This window comes from Streptomyces sp. NPDC028419 (genome assembly GCF_055565515.1).
The window spans coordinates 87,827-104,416 of the sequence record NZ_JBVHUE010000002.1; the positions used below are offsets into that span (position 1 = coordinate 87,827).

The following is a 16,590-nucleotide window of genomic DNA, read 5'->3' on the forward strand; positions in this document are numbered from 1 at the left end:
CGCCCAAACCGTCTCCAGTGGCTCAAACAGGAAGATCACCTGCGAAGAGCCTACTCGACGGGAATATCTCCTGTGGCGGGGGGTGGCTATGCGAGCGGTCACACGCCGTACTCGACCGGAAGCCGTAGGGTGACATGCCTCGGGCAATAGCGACCTATAGTCCAAACATGGCACTTCATGAGATGAAGGACGTCCGCACCGCAGCCGACCGCACGCGGGGCGAGAGCCCCGACATCGGCACCGATGCCGCCACGGACGTGTTCGCGTCCCCGCTCAGCGGCCAGGTACTGCCCAAGTACCGGATGCCGGAAGATCATTCGCCCACCGAGGTCGTCTACTCCCTGCTCCACAACGAACTGCTCCTCGACGGCAACGCGGCCCAGAACCTGGCCACCTTCTGCACCACCTGGTCCGACGACGGCGCCCGCCGCCTGATGGACGAGTGCATCGACAAGAATATGATCGACAAGGACGAGTACCCGCAGACCGCCGAGATCGAGTCGCGCTGCGTGAACATCCTCGCCGACCTCTGGCACGCCCCGCCCGGCGGCGCCGCGACCGGCTGCTCCACCACCGGTTCCAGCGAGGCCGCGATGCTCGGCGGCCTCGCCCTCAAATGGCGCTGGCGGGCCCGCCGGACGGCCGAGGGCAAGCCCGCCGACCGCCCCAACCTGGTCTGCGGTCCGGTGCAGATCTGCTGGGAGAAGTTCGCCCGGTACTTCGACGTGGAACTGCGCCAGGTCCCCCTGGAGCCCGGTGCCACCGGCCTGCGCCCCCACCAGCTCGCCGCGCACGTCGACGAGAACACCATCGGGGTCGTCGCGATCCTCGGCGTCACCTACACCTGCGACTACGAGCCGGTCGCCGACATCGCCGCCGAACTCGACCGGATCCAGGCCGAGCACGGCTGGGACGTCCCGATCCACGTGGACGCGGCCAGCGGCGGCTTCGTCGCCCCCTTCCTGCACCCCGACGTGGTCTGGGACTTCCGGCTCCCCCGGGTGGCCTCCGTCAACACCTCGGGCCACAAGTACGGGCTCGCGCCCCTGGGCGTCGGCTGGATCGTCTGGCGCACCGCCGACCTGCTGCCCGAGGAACTCGTCTTCACGGTGGACTACCTCGGCGGCAACATGCCGACCTTCGCCCTGAACTTCTCCCGCCCCGGCGGTGAGATCATCGCCCAGTACTACCTGTTCCTGCGGCTGGGGCGGGGCGGATACCGGCGCGTGCACCAGGCCTGCGCCGACACCGCGGCGTACCTGGCCCGGGAGGTCCGGCGCATGGGCCCCTTCACCCTCCTGTACGACGGCCAGGGCGGCCTCCCCGCCGTCTGCTACACCCTCATCGACCCCGTGGCGAGCGGCTTCACCCTGTACGACCTCTCCGACCGGCTGCGGATGAGGGGCTGGCAGGTGCCCTCCTACCCGCTGCCCGCGGACCGGGGCGAGACCGTCGTCCAGCGCGTCCTGATCCGGCACGGGGTGACCCTCGATCAGATCGCCCTGCTGGTCGACGACCTGCGCCGGGCCGTGGACCACCTGACGAAGGCGCCCCCGACCCCCGTGTCCGACCCGCAGCCGGGCTTCCACCACTGACCGCGACGCCGGCGCACGGATGAACTTGGCCGCCGCCCGGCGCGGGCTGCCCGGGCGGCGGGGGTGGCGCACGGACCGTGGGGGCATGCCCCGAACTCGCGTGACCGCGCTCGCCCCCCTCGTCGCCTCTCTCGCCGCCGCCCTCGTGCTGTCCGGTCCGGGCACGGCCCCGGCCGCGGCCCGCGGGGGCCCGGGGCCGTCCCCGGGGCCCGCCGCGCAGCGGGGGATCACCCCGCGGGTGCTGCCCGACCACGGACCGCCCCGCCGCGACCCCGAGGTGTTCCGGGGCGAGGGCTTCGACGCCTGCGCGGCCCCCTCGCTCGCGGCCATGCGGGCCTGGCGGGACCACTCGCCGTACGGGGCCGTCGGCATCTACACCAGCGGCAGCCAGCGGCACTGCGCGCAGCCGCGGCTCACCGCGGAGTGGGTCCGCCGGGTCCAGGCCATGGGGTGGCGGCTGGTACCGGTCCACGTCGGACGCCAGGCACCCTGCACGTCGTACGCGCACAAGCCCGGCAGGATCGATCCTGCGCGGGCGGTCGAGCAGGGCCGGGAGGAGGCCGCCGAGGCGCTGGCCGGACTCCGCGGTCTGGGCCTGGGCGCCGGCACCCCGGTGTACCTGGACATCGAGGCGTACCCCTCCGCCGAGCCGCGGTGCGCGCAGGCCGTCGTCGACTTCACGAGCGGCTGGACGCAGCGGCTGCACCGGTCCGGCTACCGCGCGGGCTACTACTCCAGCCTCGGCTCCGGGCTGGTCGACCTCGCCGCCGCCGCCCGGGCGGGCACCGCACCGCTGCCGGACGCGGTCTGGTACGCCCGCTGGGACCGGCGCGCGGACACCGCCGACAGCGGCGCGCTGGCCGCCGGGCTCTGGCAGGGGCACCGGCGGATCCACCAGTACCTCGGCAACGTGCGGGAGACCCACGGCGGGGTGACCCTCACCATCGACCGCAACCTCCTCGACGCCCCGGTCGCGGTCCGGCCGGCGAGCCCCTCCGGCTGACCCGCGCCGCGCCCCTGCGACTCAGGCGGCCCAGCGCATGCCCAACTCCGACAGGGCCGCGCGCCGCTCCGGAGCCAGCCGGGCCGCGCGGGAGCGCTGGTTGGCGATCCAGGACCCCAACCGCAACTCCTCCCCGCCCAGCGGCTCGACATGGGTGCGCGGTACCTGGAGGTGACCCTCCCGGGCCTGGAAGCGGCGGGCCGCGGCCAGGTTCGCGGCCCAGGCGTCGGCGTGCGCCCGGCGCGGTCGCGGGCGTTCGGACTCCGGGGCCGGACCCGCCCCCAGGCCGTGCTCCAGCAGCCACCGCTGCGCCGGGGTCAAACGCTCCCACCCCAGGCGCTGCGCCCGCAGCCACTGCCCCAGGTCCTCGCCCTGCACGTACACCTCCCCGGGCTCGCGCGGCAGCGCGCCGCCGGCCTCCAGCCGCGCCCGGGTCAGCCGGTAGGCCCGCTGCCAGGAGATGTCCCAGTCCGGGCACCAGCCGGGATCGATGTCGTCCAGCGCCGCGCGGCGCTCCGCCGACAGCCCCCCGGGACCCTCGCGGCGGGCGGCGGCGCGCTGGTTCTTGGCCCAGATGCCGACCGGGTGGCCCTCCCAGGTGGAGTCCACCGGCGGCAGCAGGTGGCCGTGGGCCGCGGCCCAGGCGCGGGCCGCCGTCAGCCCCTCCTCGAAGGCCACGTCGAAGGCGCTCCACACCATCCCGAGCGCGTCCAGCTCCGCGGTCCGCCGCTTGCCGAGGGATCCCCGGCGGTGGGCGCGCCGCGCGTCCGAGATCCACTGCCCGAGCGGGAAGCGGGCCAGCCCGGGCGGCCAGCCGTCGCCGCCCGCGGGCGCCTTGAAGCCGAAGGGCACCTTCAAGTCCCCGGCGACGGCGACGTAGTGCGCGGACGCGGCGAGCCCGCGCCGCCAGTGCTCGTGCTCGGGGTGCAGCACCCGCAGCCGGACGAAGGCGGCGAGCAGCGCCGGATCGCGGGGGGTCGAGAAGCTGAGCAGTCCCGCGGCCCCGCCCTCCGGCGCGGCCCCCGCCCCGGCCGTCCTGGAAGGCCCGGGCGCGGCACCCGGACGCTGCGGCTCGGCCAGCGACTCCACGAGCCTGCTGTCGTGCGCGCGCAGAGCCTCCAGCAGCCGCGCCAGGCTCCCGTACGCCCGTGAGGTCAGCATCGTCTCCGGGGTCTCGCCCGGGCCCAGCAGCACCGGCACCACGAGGGAGGCGACCTTTCCCTCGCCGGGGCGGATCCGCAGCGCCCGGCCCACGGCCTGCACCAGGTCCGGCATCGAGTCGCGGACGTCCGCCCAGAACACGGAGTCGCACTCCTTGGTGTCCACCCCCTCGCCGAGCACCCGGACGCTGCCGAGGAAGGCCTTCTCCGCGATCCGGTCGGCCGCGAAGGCGTCCAGCACCCGCCGCCGGTGCGCCGCCGGGTGCTGCCCGCCCAACCAGTCCGCCCACACGGTCCGCGGGTACACCGGGCGGGGGGCCCGGCTGGTCATCCGCAGCCGCGCCGCCACCGCGGGCAGCCCCGCCGCGAACGCCTCGGCCTCCCGGGTCAGGTGGTGGAAGACCAGGGTGCGCCGGAAGCCCTGGTCGGCCGCCGCCTTGACCAGAGCGGTCTGCAGCGCCGCCAACCGGGCCCCGCGCACCTCGTCCGAGCGCCCCTGCGGGCCCAGCAGCACCGCCGCCTGGAACTCCGGATCGCTGATGTCCACGCACACCACCCGGTACGGCGCGCAGATGCCCCGGTCGATGGCCTCGGACAGGGACAGGGTGTGGCAGCGGGCGCCGAACGGCCCGTCCGGATCGTCCTCCATCGAGGCGACCAGCACCCCGCCGGGCACCCGGCCCCCGGCGCGGTCGCCCCCGGTGCGGTCGCCCTCGGTGGGGCGGTCGTCCTCCGTGGTCTCGGGGTCCTGCCAGACCCGGGGCGTGGCGGTCATGTACAGCCTGCGGACCGCCGGGATCCGGGTGTTGTCGTGCACCACGGCCCAGGGCTTGCCGATCCGTCCGGACGTGCGGTGGGCCTCGTCGACCACGATCAGGTCCCACCGCGGCAAGCCGGCGCGGTGCGCCCCCTCGACGATGCCGAGACCGAGGGAGGCGTAGGTGGCGAAGACGGTGACCTGGGGCACCGGTCGGCACCACTGCGCGATCCGCTCCGGATCGGTGGTGCTGGGCACGCCCACCTCCGTGCCGCGCAGCGAGCACACGGCGAGGAAGCGCCCGGTGCGACCGCCCTCGCGCCAGGCGGCGACGGTCTGCGTCAGCAGGTCGAGCGAGGGCACCAGGACCAGCACCCGCCCGGCCCCGAGGGCCTCGGCGGAACGGACGGCCACCAGGGACTTCCCGGACCCCGTGGCCATGATCACCTGGGTGCGCAGCCCGGTCTCGGGCAGCTGCCCGCCCACGGGCAGCTCCAGTGCCCGCACGACGGCGTCGACGGCCTCGCGCTGGTGCGGGCGCAGGACCCTTCGTGCCATCCGTCGTACTCCGCTCACCCGTCTGATCAGCCCGTTCGGCTCCTGTCACTATCCTGCCCCGAAATTGAAGCATCCAGTGACCGCGCGGGCCGGTGTCGTCGAGCGACGTGCGAGCGGAAGACGTTCCTCCGTCCGTCGGGGACGCCCGCGGGCGTCCCCTCGACCGGCGTCAGCGGGCGCCGAAGTTCTGGGTCCACCAGGGGCCGCCGGACCCGTTGTGGATGCCCACACCGATGTCCTTGAAGGAGCAGTTGAGGATGTTGGCGCGGTGGCCGGGGCTGTTCATCCAGGAGTCCATGACCGCGGCGGGCGTCGCCTGGCCCCGCGCGATGTTCTCGCCGTACGTCGACCAGCGGTACCCGGCGGCGGTGATCCGCTTGCCCGGGTCGGCGCCGTCGGGGTTGGTGTGGTCGAAGAAGCCCCGGTCCGCCATGTCGTCCGAGTGGCCCTGGGCGGCGGCGCGCAGCTGGGCGTCGTCCCCCAGTGGTCCGCAACCGGCCGCCGAACGCTCCTGGTTGACCAGCGCGATCACCTGGGCCACGGCGCCCTGCGGCGCGGCGAGCGCCGGACGCGGAGCCGAGGGGCGCGGGGCGGGCGTCGCGCTCCCGCTCCCGGAAGCCGAGGCGGAGGCAGAAGCGGAGGCGGAAGCGGAGGCCGAAGCGGAAGCCGAGGCGGAGGCCGAAGGAGACGGGGAGGCGGACGCCGAGGGGGAGGCGGAGGCGGAGGCGGACGCCGAAGGCGCCGAACCGGTGGTGGAGAGCGCGGCCAGCGGCGTACCGGGAGCCGCGGCGGTCGTCCCCTCCTCACCCGTTCCCGGCAGGGCGCCACCGAGGTACAGGGCCCCACCACCGGCGATGCACGCGACGACCACGCCGCCCGCGATGACCCTCCGGCGCGTGCGGCGCCGCTTGCGCGACGCCCCCCGGCCCACCTCACCGCGCCCCCCGGCCGCGTGGGCTCCGGAGCCCTTCGCGGCGCCGGAGGAGGGGGCGACGTACGAAGGAGCGGTGTCCGGGGAGGCGGCGTAGGAGAAGGCGGCCGGCACCGCGGTGGCCTCGTGGACCGAGGCCACGAGGGCCGCCGCGACGGGGACCAGGGCCAGCCCGGCGAGCAGGCCCTCCGCCGGGACCAGGCCGTTCCACAGGCCGGCGCAGCGCAGGCACTCGCGCGCGTGCCGGGCTATTCGCTTGCGCCACAGCGCCGACGGCAGCCCGTCCCAGCCGCCGGCCACCGCCCGCAGCGCGTCGCAGGGCGGCTGGGCGTCCAGCGCCCGCTCGACCACGCGGGCGGACTCCAACTGCGCCTTCATCCGCTGCACGCGCACGGCGGTGTGCTGCGGGGACAGCTCCAGGGCGGCCGCGACCTCCGCCCGGGTCAGCTCCCCGGCGCACTCCAACCACCACAGGGACAGCAGCGCCCGGTCGTCGGGCTCCAGCCAGCGGGTGGCCCGGGCGGTCTCGCGCCGCTGTCCGGTGAGGTTCAGCTGTACGACGGTCAGGTCCACGAAGTCGGCGCCCGGGTCGGCGAGTTCCCGGGCGGCGTCCAGCCCGCTCGCGTCGGGGCCGGTGCTGCGCGCCTCCCAGTGCGCCCGTACCCGGTTCATCGCGATCGCCACCAGCCACGACCGGAAGCTGTCGTCGGAGCGCAGCCCGCCGAGGCCGTCGAGGGCCCGCAGCATGGTGTCCTGGACCACGTCGTCCACGTCGACGGACCCGTTCAGGGCCCGGCCGACGATGTTGTAGACGAGCGGCAGGTGGGCGCCGACGAGTTCGTCCTGCGCCCCCGGATCGCCGGCCCGGGCGGCCGACACCAGCGCTGCGGTGTGCTGAGTACTCATGTGATGATCCCTGTCCGTACCGGCGGTCGATGGTGCCCAATACATGGGAGACCGCCGAGCGGGGCCCCGATAACACTTATCGGTGAGCACTCTCTCGCACAAGGGCGCGTGGGGCGCACCAGGGTCCGGGTTCGGGCCCTCACTTCCTGGGGATTCGACCCTTACTTCCTAGAAAACGGGGGCTCCGAAGGCTTCGCGGGTCGCGTCGGTCGCGTCGGTCGCGCGGCTTTCGTAGCGGAGGGGCTCGTTCACCCAGCCCGCCGCGAGCACGAGGCGGGAGGAGCGGTCCACCGCGAGGAATCCGAAGGGCCGCCGGAAGTCGACCTCGGCGCGACGGACGCGGTAGCTGGTCGTCGGCACGCCCCCGCCCATCCGCATGCTCACCGCGGTGACGGCCGCGGCCTCGAACCCCGTCGCGTGGAAGCGGGCCAGCGCGGACTGCCGCGCCGAGCCGACGGCCAGCGGGCAGGAGCTGATCCCCGGGAAGTGGCCGAAGGCGTCGTCGGACGCGGCGTCCAGCCCGAACAGCCCGGCCTGGTCGAGGAGGTCGTGCTCGGCCCGGAGGTCGAAGGCCACGGTCTTCTCGATCAGGTAGGAATCGGGCGAGAACGACTCGACCGTACGCACGTCCAGTCCCGGCCCGGGGGTCCCTTCGGGCAGGGTGCTCGCGCCCTCGGCGGGCGCGCTCCCGGTGACGGCGGCGATCCCCGCGCCCAGCACCTCCCCGGGAGCGGCGTCGGGGGAGCCGAGCAGCAGGTGGACATCGACGCCCGTCGTCCCCCCGACCTCCAGGAGCGTGACCGGTCCGGCGGGCGACCGTGTCACCCGGACCCGGTCCAGCTCCCGGGTGGTCCGTTGCAGGCCGAGGAAGCGCCGCCCGGACCACGGGCCGTCCTCGGTCCCGGTCGGGACCGCGTCGAAGGGCTGGCGCCAGGTCACCCGCAGCGCGAGCGCCGAGGCGAGGACCATGAGCACCTCGGGGCCCACGGGTGCCGGCATGTGCTCGATCAGGCCGTCCGTGCGCGCGGCCGCCCACCCGTCCAGCGCCGGCCGGTCGACGCCCGCGTCCCCCGTCAGCGTCCCGCGCGCGCCGTCCGGCAGGGCGTCGGTCCACCGCTCCTCCAAAGGGAGGTCGGCCCTGGTCCACAGGCCGGTCGCCGCCACCAGGCCGGGGACCCGACCGAGCCCGTCCAGCAGCGCGCGGGCCGCGGCCGCGGCCCCCTCGGCGGGTATGCCGAGGGCCCGCGCCAGCTCCTCGCGCGCGGGGCCGCCCGCGCCGTCGGCGAGGAGCGCCAGCAGCGGCCAGACCCCGGCCGCGGTGAACACCGTGCCCCCGGCGTCGGGCCGGACCACCGCGGCCCAGCGCTCGGTGAGCCGGTTGACCGCGTCAATCGTCGTGATGTCCATGCGCGGAGGCTACGGGCCGGGGCGCCTCCCGTGCCGGTGGATTTCCCCGTGGGCCGCGGGGGACCGGGGGGCGCCCCGGCGGATCAGTGGCCGCGCAGCCCCTGGTCCACGGCCGTCATCAGTTCGCCGTCCGCGGTGTCCCCGTCCAGGGACCAGAACATGGCGCCGCCCAGGTCGTGTTCACGGATGTACGCCGTCTTCGTGCGCAGCACCTGCGGATCGTCGTAGGTCCACAGGGTGGTCCCGTCGAACAGCCAGGCGCTGCCCGCCCGTCGGTCCCGGTGCAGGGTGTACGCGCCCGCATCGGCCAGCTTCTTCAGCGCCTTGTAGTCCTCGTACCCGGCGGACCAGGTCGCGGGCGCCGGCGCGGTCGCGGGCTTCCCCATGCCGTTGCCGCCGCCGGTGACCCCGGTCCAGCCCTGGCCGTAGAACGGCATGCCCATCACGAGCTTGCTGGCGGGTGCCCCGCGCCGCAGCCAGGCGTCCACGGTGCCGTCGACGCTGAAGTCGTCGCGCGCGTACAGGGCCGACTGCTGGGCGGTGGTCTTCTCGCCGGAGACGTGGAAGTCGTAGCCCTGGAGCGTGACGAAGTCCAGGTCACGCATGATCTTCCGCACCTCGAAGCCCGCGTCGATCTTGGCGGGGGCGGTCGGGACGAAGGCGGTCAGCTGGTACTTCTTCTTCTGTGTCCGGCCGTAGGCGTCGAGCTGGGTACGGAACTCCTGCACCAGGGCGGTGAAGTTCCGCTTGTCCTCGGGCCGGTAGGTGGTGTCGGTGTCGCCGGGCGATCCGGGCCACTCCCAGTCGAGGTCGATCCCGTCGAAGAGGCCGGCGGCCGCACCGGCGCCGCCGCGGGTGCCGTCCTGGGGCAGGTTCCCCTTGATGTAGAGGTCGATGCAGGACTGGACGAGCGCCTTGCGCGAGGCGGGGGTCCGGGCCGCGTCCGAGAAGTGCGTGGACCAGCTCCAACCGCCCAGTGAGATCTGGGCCTTGAGGCCCGGGTGCTTGGCCTTGAGCTCGCGCAGCTGGTTGAAGTTCCCGGCGAGCGGCTGGTCCCAGGTGTCGGCCACCCCGTCCACCGAGGCCGCGGCGTCGAGCGGGCGGGCGTAGTCGGCCCAGGCGTCCGCCTCACCGGGGACGTTGCCGGTGAAGCACTTGCCGTCCGCGCCGATGTTGCCGAAGGCGTAGTTGATGTGGGTCAGCTTGGCGGCGGTGCCGCTGGTCTCCAGGTTCTTGACCTGGAAGTCGCGCCCGTAGACGCCCCATTGGGTGAAGTAGCCGACGCGGTGGTACGCGCGCCCGTGGCCGAGGTCGCCGCCGGAACGGGCGGTGGCGGCTCCGGCGGCGGGCGCGAAGGCCGCGAGGAGGGAGAGGGAACAGGCGGCGACGGCCAGCCTGCCGAGCGTGCTGCGGCGCATGGGCTTCCTTTGCGGATGCGGGGAGTGGTGCTCCTGAGCCGTGCTGTGCGCGTGCTGTGCATCCCGGAAGGTATTGGTCTGGACCAGAGTGGTCAAGGGGGCGACGGGTGTGGGGGCGCGCTCGGAAGAGGGGCGTGCTCAGGAGAGGGGCCACTGGCCGATGTCGTCGGCCGTTCCGCCGTTCAGCGCGAACTGCACCGCCGAGGGGCGGGCGTCGCGGGGGAGCTCGAAGGTGACGCTGCCGGTGGACCGGTCGCCGGGCGCGAGGGACCGTCCGTCCGGGAACTCCGTCCCGGCCGTCGTCGCCCTGGCCACACCGGGGTAGCGCTTGCCGCCGAGGTCCAGGAGGTACGAGCCGTCGCGCGGGGCGTCGGTGTAGGCGGCCGTCCCGGTGTTGACCAGGCGGAACTCGACGGAGACGAGCCGCTGCGCCGCGTCCGGGGCGGGATCCGCGGAGCGCGGGGTCGCCGGATCGGTCACGGCGACGAGGGTGACGTCGAGCAGCTCGCCGGGCCGATTGCCGCGCAGCGAGATCGTCTCCCCGGTGGGACCCGCGGGGAGCCTGCCCCGCGCCCCCGCGGTGGCGGGTCCGAGGAGGGTCGGCGCGGCGAGGGCGAGCGTGAGGGCGAGGGTGAGGGCGGGCGCGGCGGAGGCGGGCCGAAGACGGCGCATGGCGGAACCTCCTCGGACGTGGGGCCACCTCCCACCATCCCCCTCGGCGCCCGCCCCCGCCACCTGCGAAGCTCCCCGCCGGGGCCCGGCAGCGCCCCGGGGCGGCCGCCGGTCCCGTCCGGTGACCACATGCTGGAAAGGATTGGATCATCCGCGTACCCCGTGCGAAGCTAAGGCCGTCGAAGGGGCGTAGCTCAGTTGGTAGAGCGTTGGTCTCCAAAACCAAATGTCGTAGGTTCGAGTCCTGCCGCCCCTGCAAGAAAACCCTCCGAAGCCCAGGTCGAACGCACCGCGTTCACCCTGGGCTTCGGGCGTTGGGGCGGGTCCACGGGGTGTTCGGGTCAGGTGTGGGGGACCTGGAGGAGATCCCAGGTGGTGCGGCCGGGGGGCCAGGTGGCGGCGGTACCGGTGAAGCCGCACGTGCGCTGCCAGGCCTCGTAACTGGTCTTGTCGCCGGGGCCGATGACGTCCTTGTCGAGGCTCGACTCGTACCGGTCGCAGCCGACGGCGACCAGCCGGTCGTGCATGGCCGCGACGATCGGCGAGCGGCGGCCCGTGGTGAACCAGGCCGCGCCCGGGAACGGCTCGAAGGTGGGCGCGGTGACGGGTGGCGCCCAGCGCCAGGCGGTGATGGCGGTCCCGCCGCGGGGGTCGTGGGGGTCGGCGGTCGGCGGGCACTCGCCGTCCGGGTAGCGGGGGGCGAAGTAGCCGGTGAGGTAGTTGCTGCGGCGGGGGTTGGAGTGCGACCAGACGCCGTTGCCCTGTCCGTGGTCCGCGGCCCCGGCCCGGATGGAGTTGCCGCCCTTGGTGTACACGGTGTCCGCGTCGAAGCCGGTGACCATCTCGGTGTGCGCGCCGTTGCCGAAGTTCACCCACGCGCCGGCGCTGGGGTACTCGGACCACTGGCCGCGGCGCTGCGCCCAGTCGCTGAACGCCGAGACGTTGTCGACTTTGGGCACGATCGCGTCGAGACCGACGTCGTGGTAGACGCACCAGTCGAAGATGACGCACCACGCGACTCCGTCCTCGCCGAACTCGCGTCCCCACCGCGTGTAGTTGTCCCAGCCGTCCGTGCTGTTCCAGCCTTCGTAGACCTGTTCGGGTACGGACATCAGGTGGTCGGTGAGCCGCCGCCACTGGGGTGAGGTGCACATGGGGGTCCTCCAGGTGTGACGGGGGCGGCGTTTCGACGGGCCGGCGGCCGGACGGGGCCCGCCCATGTGACGTACTCAAGAGCCGCCGATTTCCCAAGTGGTCCCCAGGAATGTGTCGGCGAATGCGCCCCTGAGCTGCTGTAACGATTCAGCGCGGTCGGCGGCCCCCGGGGCTCCGCGGCCGGTGCGGCGCCGCCGGGGCGCGGGTGGTCTGGCAGAATTGTCCGGGTTACCCCCGGGCGGCGTGTACCAGGAAACCGGTGTGAAACCGGTACGGTCCCGCCACTGTGACCGGACCCTCGCGGGTCCGGGAGTCAGACACTGACGCGCCGCCTCTTCCTTTCGACTTCCTTTCGACCAGGGGACGAGGATCCCCCGGAGAGGCTCCGCCATGTCGCGTTTCCGCGCCGCCCTGCGCGCGCTCGCCCCGCTCGCCCCCCTGACCCTCCTGATACCGCTCGTCGCGTGCGGCGCCGCCGAGGAGGGAGCGACGGCCGACGGCGCGGCGCCGCCGGCGTCCGGCGCCGCGGGGTTCCCGTACACCGTGACCAACTGCGGTGTGACCACCACGTACCGGGAACCGCCCCGGCGCGCCGTCGCCATGAACCAGCACGCCACCGAGGTGCTGCTCGCCCTCGGCCTCGGTGACCGGATGGCCGGCACCGCCTACCTCGACGACGCCGTGCTGCCCGCGTACCGGCCCGCCTACGACAAGATCAAGGTGTTGGCGAAGGAGTACCCCTCGAAGGAACTGCTCCTCGGCGCCAACCCCGACTTCGTCTACGGCGGTTACTCCAGCGCCTTCGACAAGTCCCAGGGACGCGACCGCGAGACGCTGGGGAAGAGCGGTATCAACACCCGTCTCAGCGTGGAGTACTGCACCCAGGGCCCGGTCCGCTTCGAACAGTTGAAGACCGAGATCACCGAGGTGGCCCGCACCTTCGGGGTGCCCGACCGGGGCGCGCGGCTGATCGAGGACGAGCAGCGCCGCATCGACGCCGTCGCGGCACGCGTGAAGGACAAGGCGCGCCCGAACGTCTTCGTCTACGACTCCGGCGAGACGGCGGCCTTCACTTCGGGCGGCAACGGCATCGGCAACGAGATCGTCTCCCTGGCGGGCGGGACGAACGCCTTCGCCGACCTGAAGGACACCTTCGGGGACGTGTCCTGGGAGAAGGTCATCGAGCGGAGGCCCGACACCGTGCTGATCTACGACTACGGCGGGACCGGCGTCGAAGCCAAGAAGCAGCGCCTGTTGAACGACCCGGCGCTCGCCCAGGTTCCCGCGATCAGGGACCGGCGGTTCGTCGTCCTACCGCTGTCCTCGGCCGTCCTCGGGGTGCGCGTCGCCGACGCGGTCGAATCCCTCGCCGGTCAGCTGCACCCCGACGCCCCGTGAGGGCGGATCGCCGCCGCACCCCGCTCGTCCTCGTCCTCCTCGCCCTGGCGCTCGCCGCCGGCGCGGTGGCGGGACTGGCCCTGGGGCCGGTGCGGATCGCTCCCGGTCAGGTGCTGGAGATCGTCGCGGACGGACCGCGCCCCGGTGCCTTCGCCTCCATCGTGTGGGACGTCCGGATGCCGCGCGTGCTGCTGGCCGCCGTGGTCGGAGCCGGACTGGCCGTGACGGGCGCCGTGTTGCAGGCTCTCGTGCGCAACCAGCTCGCCGACCCGTTCCTGCTCGGCGCGTCCTCCGGAGCCTCCGCGGGCGCCGTGGCCGTCATCGTGCTCGGCCTCGGCGCGGGGGTCGCGACCAGCGTCACCCTGCCCCTGGCCGCGTTCGTCGGATCGCTCGGCGCGCTGGTCACCGTGTACGCCCTGGCCCGGCGCGGCGGGACCATGACCACCGGGCGGCTGATCCTCGCCGGGGTCGCGGTCCAGTACATCCTGTCCGCGCTGACCAGCCTGGTGCTGGTCCTCTCGGCGCGGGCCGAGGAGGTCCGCTCCATCCTCTTCTGGACGCTCGGGGGCCTCGGCGGCGCGCGGTGGGACGAACTGGCCCTGCCCGCGGCCGTCCTGGCCGTGGGGACCGGGCTGCTGCTCGGCCTCGCCCGGCCGCTGGACCTGCTGCTCGCCGGCGAGGAGGACGCGCGGACCCTCGGGCTCGACACCGGCCGCTTCCGGGCCGCCGTCTTCGTGCTGACCTCCCTGGTCATCGGGGTGCTGGTGGCCTTCAGCGGTGCGATCGGTTTCGTCGGGCTGATGGTTCCCCACGCCGCCCGCATGGTCGTCGGCGCCGGGCACCGGGCGCTCCTGCCGGTGGCCGCGCTGGGCGGGGCCGTGTTCCTGATGCTGGCCGACCTGGTCGCCCGTACCGCGGCCGCGCCCGAGGAGATACCGGTCGGCGTCGTCACCGCCCTGGTCGGCGGGCCGTTCTTCCTGTGGATGCTGCGGCGCTCCAGCCGCAGCGAGGGGGTGACCGGATGACGGCGTCGCCTCCCTCGACAGGGCTGGAACTACGCGCCGAGGCCGTGCGTTACGAGGTGGACGGGAAGCCGCTGCTGCACGGCGTCGACCTCACCGCCCACCCCGGCGAGACGGTCGGCGTGGTCGGTCCGAACGGTAGCGGCAAGACCACCTTGCTGCGCTGCGTGTACGGCACCCTGCGGCCCACCGGCGGGCGGGTCGTGCTGGACGGCGTGGACGAGGCCTCGCTGGGCGTCAAGGAACGGGCCCGCCGGGTCGCGGTCGTGCCGCAGGACGCGAGCGGCACCTTCGGGCTGACCGTGCGCGAGGTGGTGGCCATGGGCCGCAGTCCGCACAAACGGTTCTGGGAGCAGGACGGACCGGCCGACGCCCTGCGCGTCGCCGGCGCACTGGAGACGGTGGGCGCCGGGGAGTTGGCCGCCCGCCGCTTCGACGAACTGTCCGGCGGCGAGCGCCAGCGCGCGCTCGTGGCCCGGGCCCTCGTCCAGGAACCGGGCCTGCTCGCTCTCGACGAACCGACCAACCACCTCGACATCCGCTACCAGCTGGACGTCCTCGGCCTGGTCCGGGACCTGCCCGCCACGGCCCTGCTGGTCCTGCACGACCTCAACCTCGCCGCGTCCTTCTGTGACCGGCTCTACGTCCTGGACGCCGGTCGGGCGGTGGCGTCCGGGCCGCCGGGAGAGGTGCTGACGCGGGAACTCCTGGCCGAGGTGTACGGCGTGCGCACACGGATCACCGCCCACCCCACCACGGGCGCGCCGAACATCGTCTACCTGCCCTGAGCGGTCGGCGAGGGGGCGGCGCCCGGTACACGCGGCGCCGCCCCCCTTTTGACCGTCGCGCCGACTACCGCGTGGTCGCGCCGTCGGCGCCGCTCCCGTAGGGACGGGTGATGATCTCCATCCCGTGCCCGGACGGGTCCAGGAAGTACAGCCCCCGGCCCCCGTCGTTGTGGTTGATCTCGCCCGGCTGCTTCTGCATCGGATCGGCGAAGTACGTGATGTCCTTCGCCCGGATCCGGGCGAAGGACGCGTCGAACTCCGCCTCGGAGATGAGGAAGGCGTAGTGCTGGGGGGTGACGGTCCCGGACGGGACGGTGGCGAAGTCCAACTGGACGCCGTTGGCGGTGTCGACGGGGACGAAGGGGCCCCACGCGGGACCGACTTCGAGACCGAGGACGTGCGCCAGGAATTCGGCCGACTCCCGGTTGTCGCGGGAGAAGATGATCGTGTGGTTCAACTCGACTGACATGGGTGAATGCCTCCGCAAGGCACCTCACGGCCACCTCCATGCCTCACCCGGACGGTGACCGGCACGCGATGACGTGTAGGTGATCCTAAACGCCCGTTCCGCCCCGTGGCCACCGCTTTGGGTCACGAACCGCCGTACACCGCCTTGACGTTGTCCTGTGCGGGATGGGTCCGGCCGGCCGGTCCCGCCGCGAAGGCGCGCAACAGGTTCTCCGTCACCCGGGTCGTCAGCGCGCCGGCGCGCGCGTCGAGGCCGTGGTTGGCGCCGCTGCGCCCGTCCCCGGTCGCGTCCAGTGCCTCGACCCAGCGCATGGTTCCGGTGGCGAACACCCCGGCGCCGCTCGGCGTCGTGTAGTAGGCGGTGTCCTGGTGACTGGGCCGGCCCTCGCACACCACGGGCGAGTGGGCCAGTATCTCGATCGGGCGCGGGGTCGGGAAGCCGGTGTTGACCTTGTCGTACTCCACGCCCACCAGGTGCGGGAAGCGGTCGGTCGCCCGCACGCCCGTGCCTTCGAAGAGCCAGTGGCCCGGGTTGGTCACCACGTACGGAGCGTCCACGGGGTAGCCGTCGTAGATCACGCCGAGCAGCGAACTCTCCGGGTCCGCCCCGGGGGCCGTGCGGAAGTCCTCGGTCGGCGGGTGACCCCGCTTGAAGCCGGGGTCCTGCGCGTAGGACGTCTTGTAACAGACGACCGTACGGTCCGGACCCAGGTCGCTCGCCTCCAGGCGGATGCGGCGGTAGCAGCAGTTCGCGCCCAGTATCGCGACGTTGCTCCCCGCGTCCCGGGCGGCGGCGATGTGCGCGCGCTGCTCGGGCGACCAGTACTCGTCGTGCCCGAGCGAGACGACGGACGTGGCCCCCTCCAGCAGCCGCTTCTCACGGGCCACGTCGGTCGTCGTGGTGTAGGCGAGGGGTATGCCGAGCCGCTCGGCCAGGGCGATCAGCGGAGCCTCGTAGACCAGGAACAACCCCGCGCCGTCGTCGTACTCGTACGGTCGGTCGAAGGTCACCGACAGGGAGCGCGAGGCGAAACCACCGCTCGGGCCGTCGTAACTGCTGTACCCACCCCACTTGTTGTAGGCCTGCCACGTCGCCACCGCGTTCACGATGACGGTACGACCCTTGGTGGCCGCGGACCGTACGGTGACCGGGACGAACCGCTGGCCCTCGCCGCCCTGCGCGTCCAGCCGCAGCAGGTAGCTGCCCTCCGGCCAGTCCTTCGTCTCGATGGTGGTGGGGGGGGGGGGGGGGGGGGGGACCACCCCCCCCCCCCCCCCCCCCCCCCCCCCCGGGTGTGGGGGGGGGGTTTTTGTTTTGGGGGGTCAACCCCAAAAGGGACCGCCCCCCCCCC

General features: G+C 73.7%; 13 protein-coding genes, 1 tRNA gene and 1 riboswitch. Of the genes, 6 read left to right on the top strand and 8 right to left on the bottom strand.

Going from position 1 to position 16,590, the window contains the following annotated elements:
• Positions 1 to 167: 167 nt before the first annotated feature.
• Together ACZ4UB_RS02800 and ACZ4UB_RS02805 are read left to right on the top strand one after the other, a co-directional pair.
• Complete coding sequence (locus ACZ4UB_RS02800; RefSeq protein WP_468067833.1) at positions 168 to 1,595, top strand: glutamate decarboxylase; 1,428 nt, start codon at positions 168 to 170, stop codon at positions 1,593 to 1,595.
• An 85-nt stretch (positions 1,596 to 1,680) separates the two neighbouring features.
• A complete protein-coding gene (locus ACZ4UB_RS02805; protein ID WP_468067834.1) occupies positions 1,681 to 2,598 on the top strand; it encodes a DUF1906 domain-containing protein in 918 nt (305 codons plus the stop codon).
• Positions 2,599 to 2,619: 21 nt separating this feature from the next.
• Here ACZ4UB_RS02805 and ACZ4UB_RS02810 read toward each other — a convergent pair whose 3' ends face one another.
• From ACZ4UB_RS02810 to ACZ4UB_RS02830, 5 genes are all read right to left on the bottom strand, one after another.
• Entirely contained in the window at positions 2,620 to 5,073 is a 2,454-nt protein-coding gene (locus ACZ4UB_RS02810; RefSeq protein ID WP_468067835.1) for a helicase associated domain-containing protein, read from the bottom strand.
• Between the two features lie 169 nt (positions 5,074 to 5,242).
• A complete protein-coding gene (locus ACZ4UB_RS02815) occupies positions 5,243 to 6,910 on the bottom strand; it encodes a sigma-70 family RNA polymerase sigma factor (protein WP_468067836.1) in 1,668 nt (555 codons plus the stop codon).
• Between the two features lie 168 nt (positions 6,911 to 7,078).
• Positions 7,079 to 8,317, bottom strand: a complete 1,239-nt coding sequence (locus ACZ4UB_RS02820; protein WP_468067838.1) for a serpin family protein — start codon at positions 8,315 to 8,317, stop codon at positions 7,079 to 7,081.
• 83 nt (positions 8,318 to 8,400) lie between these two features.
• Positions 8,401 to 9,735 carry a glycoside hydrolase family 18 protein gene (locus ACZ4UB_RS02825; RefSeq protein ID WP_468067839.1) on the bottom strand — a complete coding sequence of 445 codons (1,335 nt, stop codon included), beginning with the start codon at positions 9,733 to 9,735 and terminating at the stop codon, positions 8,401 to 8,403.
• 138 nt (positions 9,736 to 9,873) lie between these two features.
• Positions 9,874 to 10,407: a DUF4352 domain-containing protein gene (locus ACZ4UB_RS02830; protein WP_468067841.1), complete on the bottom strand. Its 534-nt coding sequence runs from the start codon at positions 10,405 to 10,407 to the stop codon at positions 9,874 to 9,876.
• A 183-nt stretch (positions 10,408 to 10,590) separates the two neighbouring features.
• Here ACZ4UB_RS02830 and ACZ4UB_RS02835 point away from each other — a divergent pair.
• A tRNA-Trp gene (locus tag ACZ4UB_RS02835) sits at positions 10,591 to 10,663 on the top strand.
• 85 nt (positions 10,664 to 10,748) lie between these two features.
• On the opposite strand, the gene ACZ4UB_RS02840 is transcribed toward ACZ4UB_RS02835, so the two are convergent.
• Complete coding sequence (locus ACZ4UB_RS02840) at positions 10,749 to 11,561, bottom strand: peptidoglycan-binding protein (RefSeq protein ID WP_468067842.1); 813 nt, start codon at positions 11,559 to 11,561, stop codon at positions 10,749 to 10,751.
• Positions 11,562 to 11,790: 229 nt separating this feature from the next.
• Positions 11,791 to 11,905: riboswitch (cobalamin riboswitch) on the top strand.
• Between the two features lie 47 nt (positions 11,906 to 11,952).
• Between ACZ4UB_RS02840 and ACZ4UB_RS02845 the strand changes: the two genes are divergently transcribed.
• Genes ACZ4UB_RS02845 through ACZ4UB_RS02855 form a run of 3 tightly spaced genes read left to right on the top strand, consistent with a single transcriptional unit; the run spans position 11,953 to position 14,770 of the window.
• On the top strand, positions 11,953 to 12,960 hold the full coding sequence (locus ACZ4UB_RS02845; protein ID WP_468067844.1) for an ABC transporter substrate-binding protein: 1,008 nt from the start codon (positions 11,953 to 11,955) through the stop codon (positions 12,958 to 12,960).
• A complete protein-coding gene (locus ACZ4UB_RS02850) occupies positions 12,924 to 13,985 on the top strand; it encodes a FecCD family ABC transporter permease (protein ID WP_468068172.1) in 1,062 nt (353 codons plus the stop codon). Before ACZ4UB_RS02845 ends, ACZ4UB_RS02850 begins: the two co-directional genes overlap by 37 nt.
• Positions 13,982 to 14,770 (top strand): ABC transporter ATP-binding protein, encoded by a 789-nt coding sequence (locus ACZ4UB_RS02855; protein ID WP_468067845.1) that lies wholly within the window; start codon positions 13,982 to 13,984, stop codon positions 14,768 to 14,770. The genes ACZ4UB_RS02850 and ACZ4UB_RS02855 overlap by 4 nt, the downstream gene beginning before the upstream one ends.
• A 64-nt stretch (positions 14,771 to 14,834) precedes the next feature.
• Here the strand turns inward: ACZ4UB_RS02855 and ACZ4UB_RS02860 are convergent, their stop codons facing one another.
• Both ACZ4UB_RS02860 and ACZ4UB_RS02865 read right to left on the bottom strand, forming a co-directional pair.
• On the bottom strand, positions 14,835 to 15,239 hold the full coding sequence (locus ACZ4UB_RS02860) for a VOC family protein (protein ID WP_468067846.1): 405 nt from the start codon (positions 15,237 to 15,239) through the stop codon (positions 14,835 to 14,837).
• Between the two features lie 122 nt (positions 15,240 to 15,361).
• The gene (locus ACZ4UB_RS02865) at positions 15,362 to 16,501 is read right to left on the bottom strand and encodes a N,N-dimethylformamidase beta subunit family domain-containing protein (RefSeq protein WP_468067847.1); all 1,140 of its coding nucleotides are present in this window, start codon (positions 16,499 to 16,501) and stop codon (positions 15,362 to 15,364) included.
• Between the last annotated feature and the right edge of the window lie 89 nt (positions 16,502 to 16,590).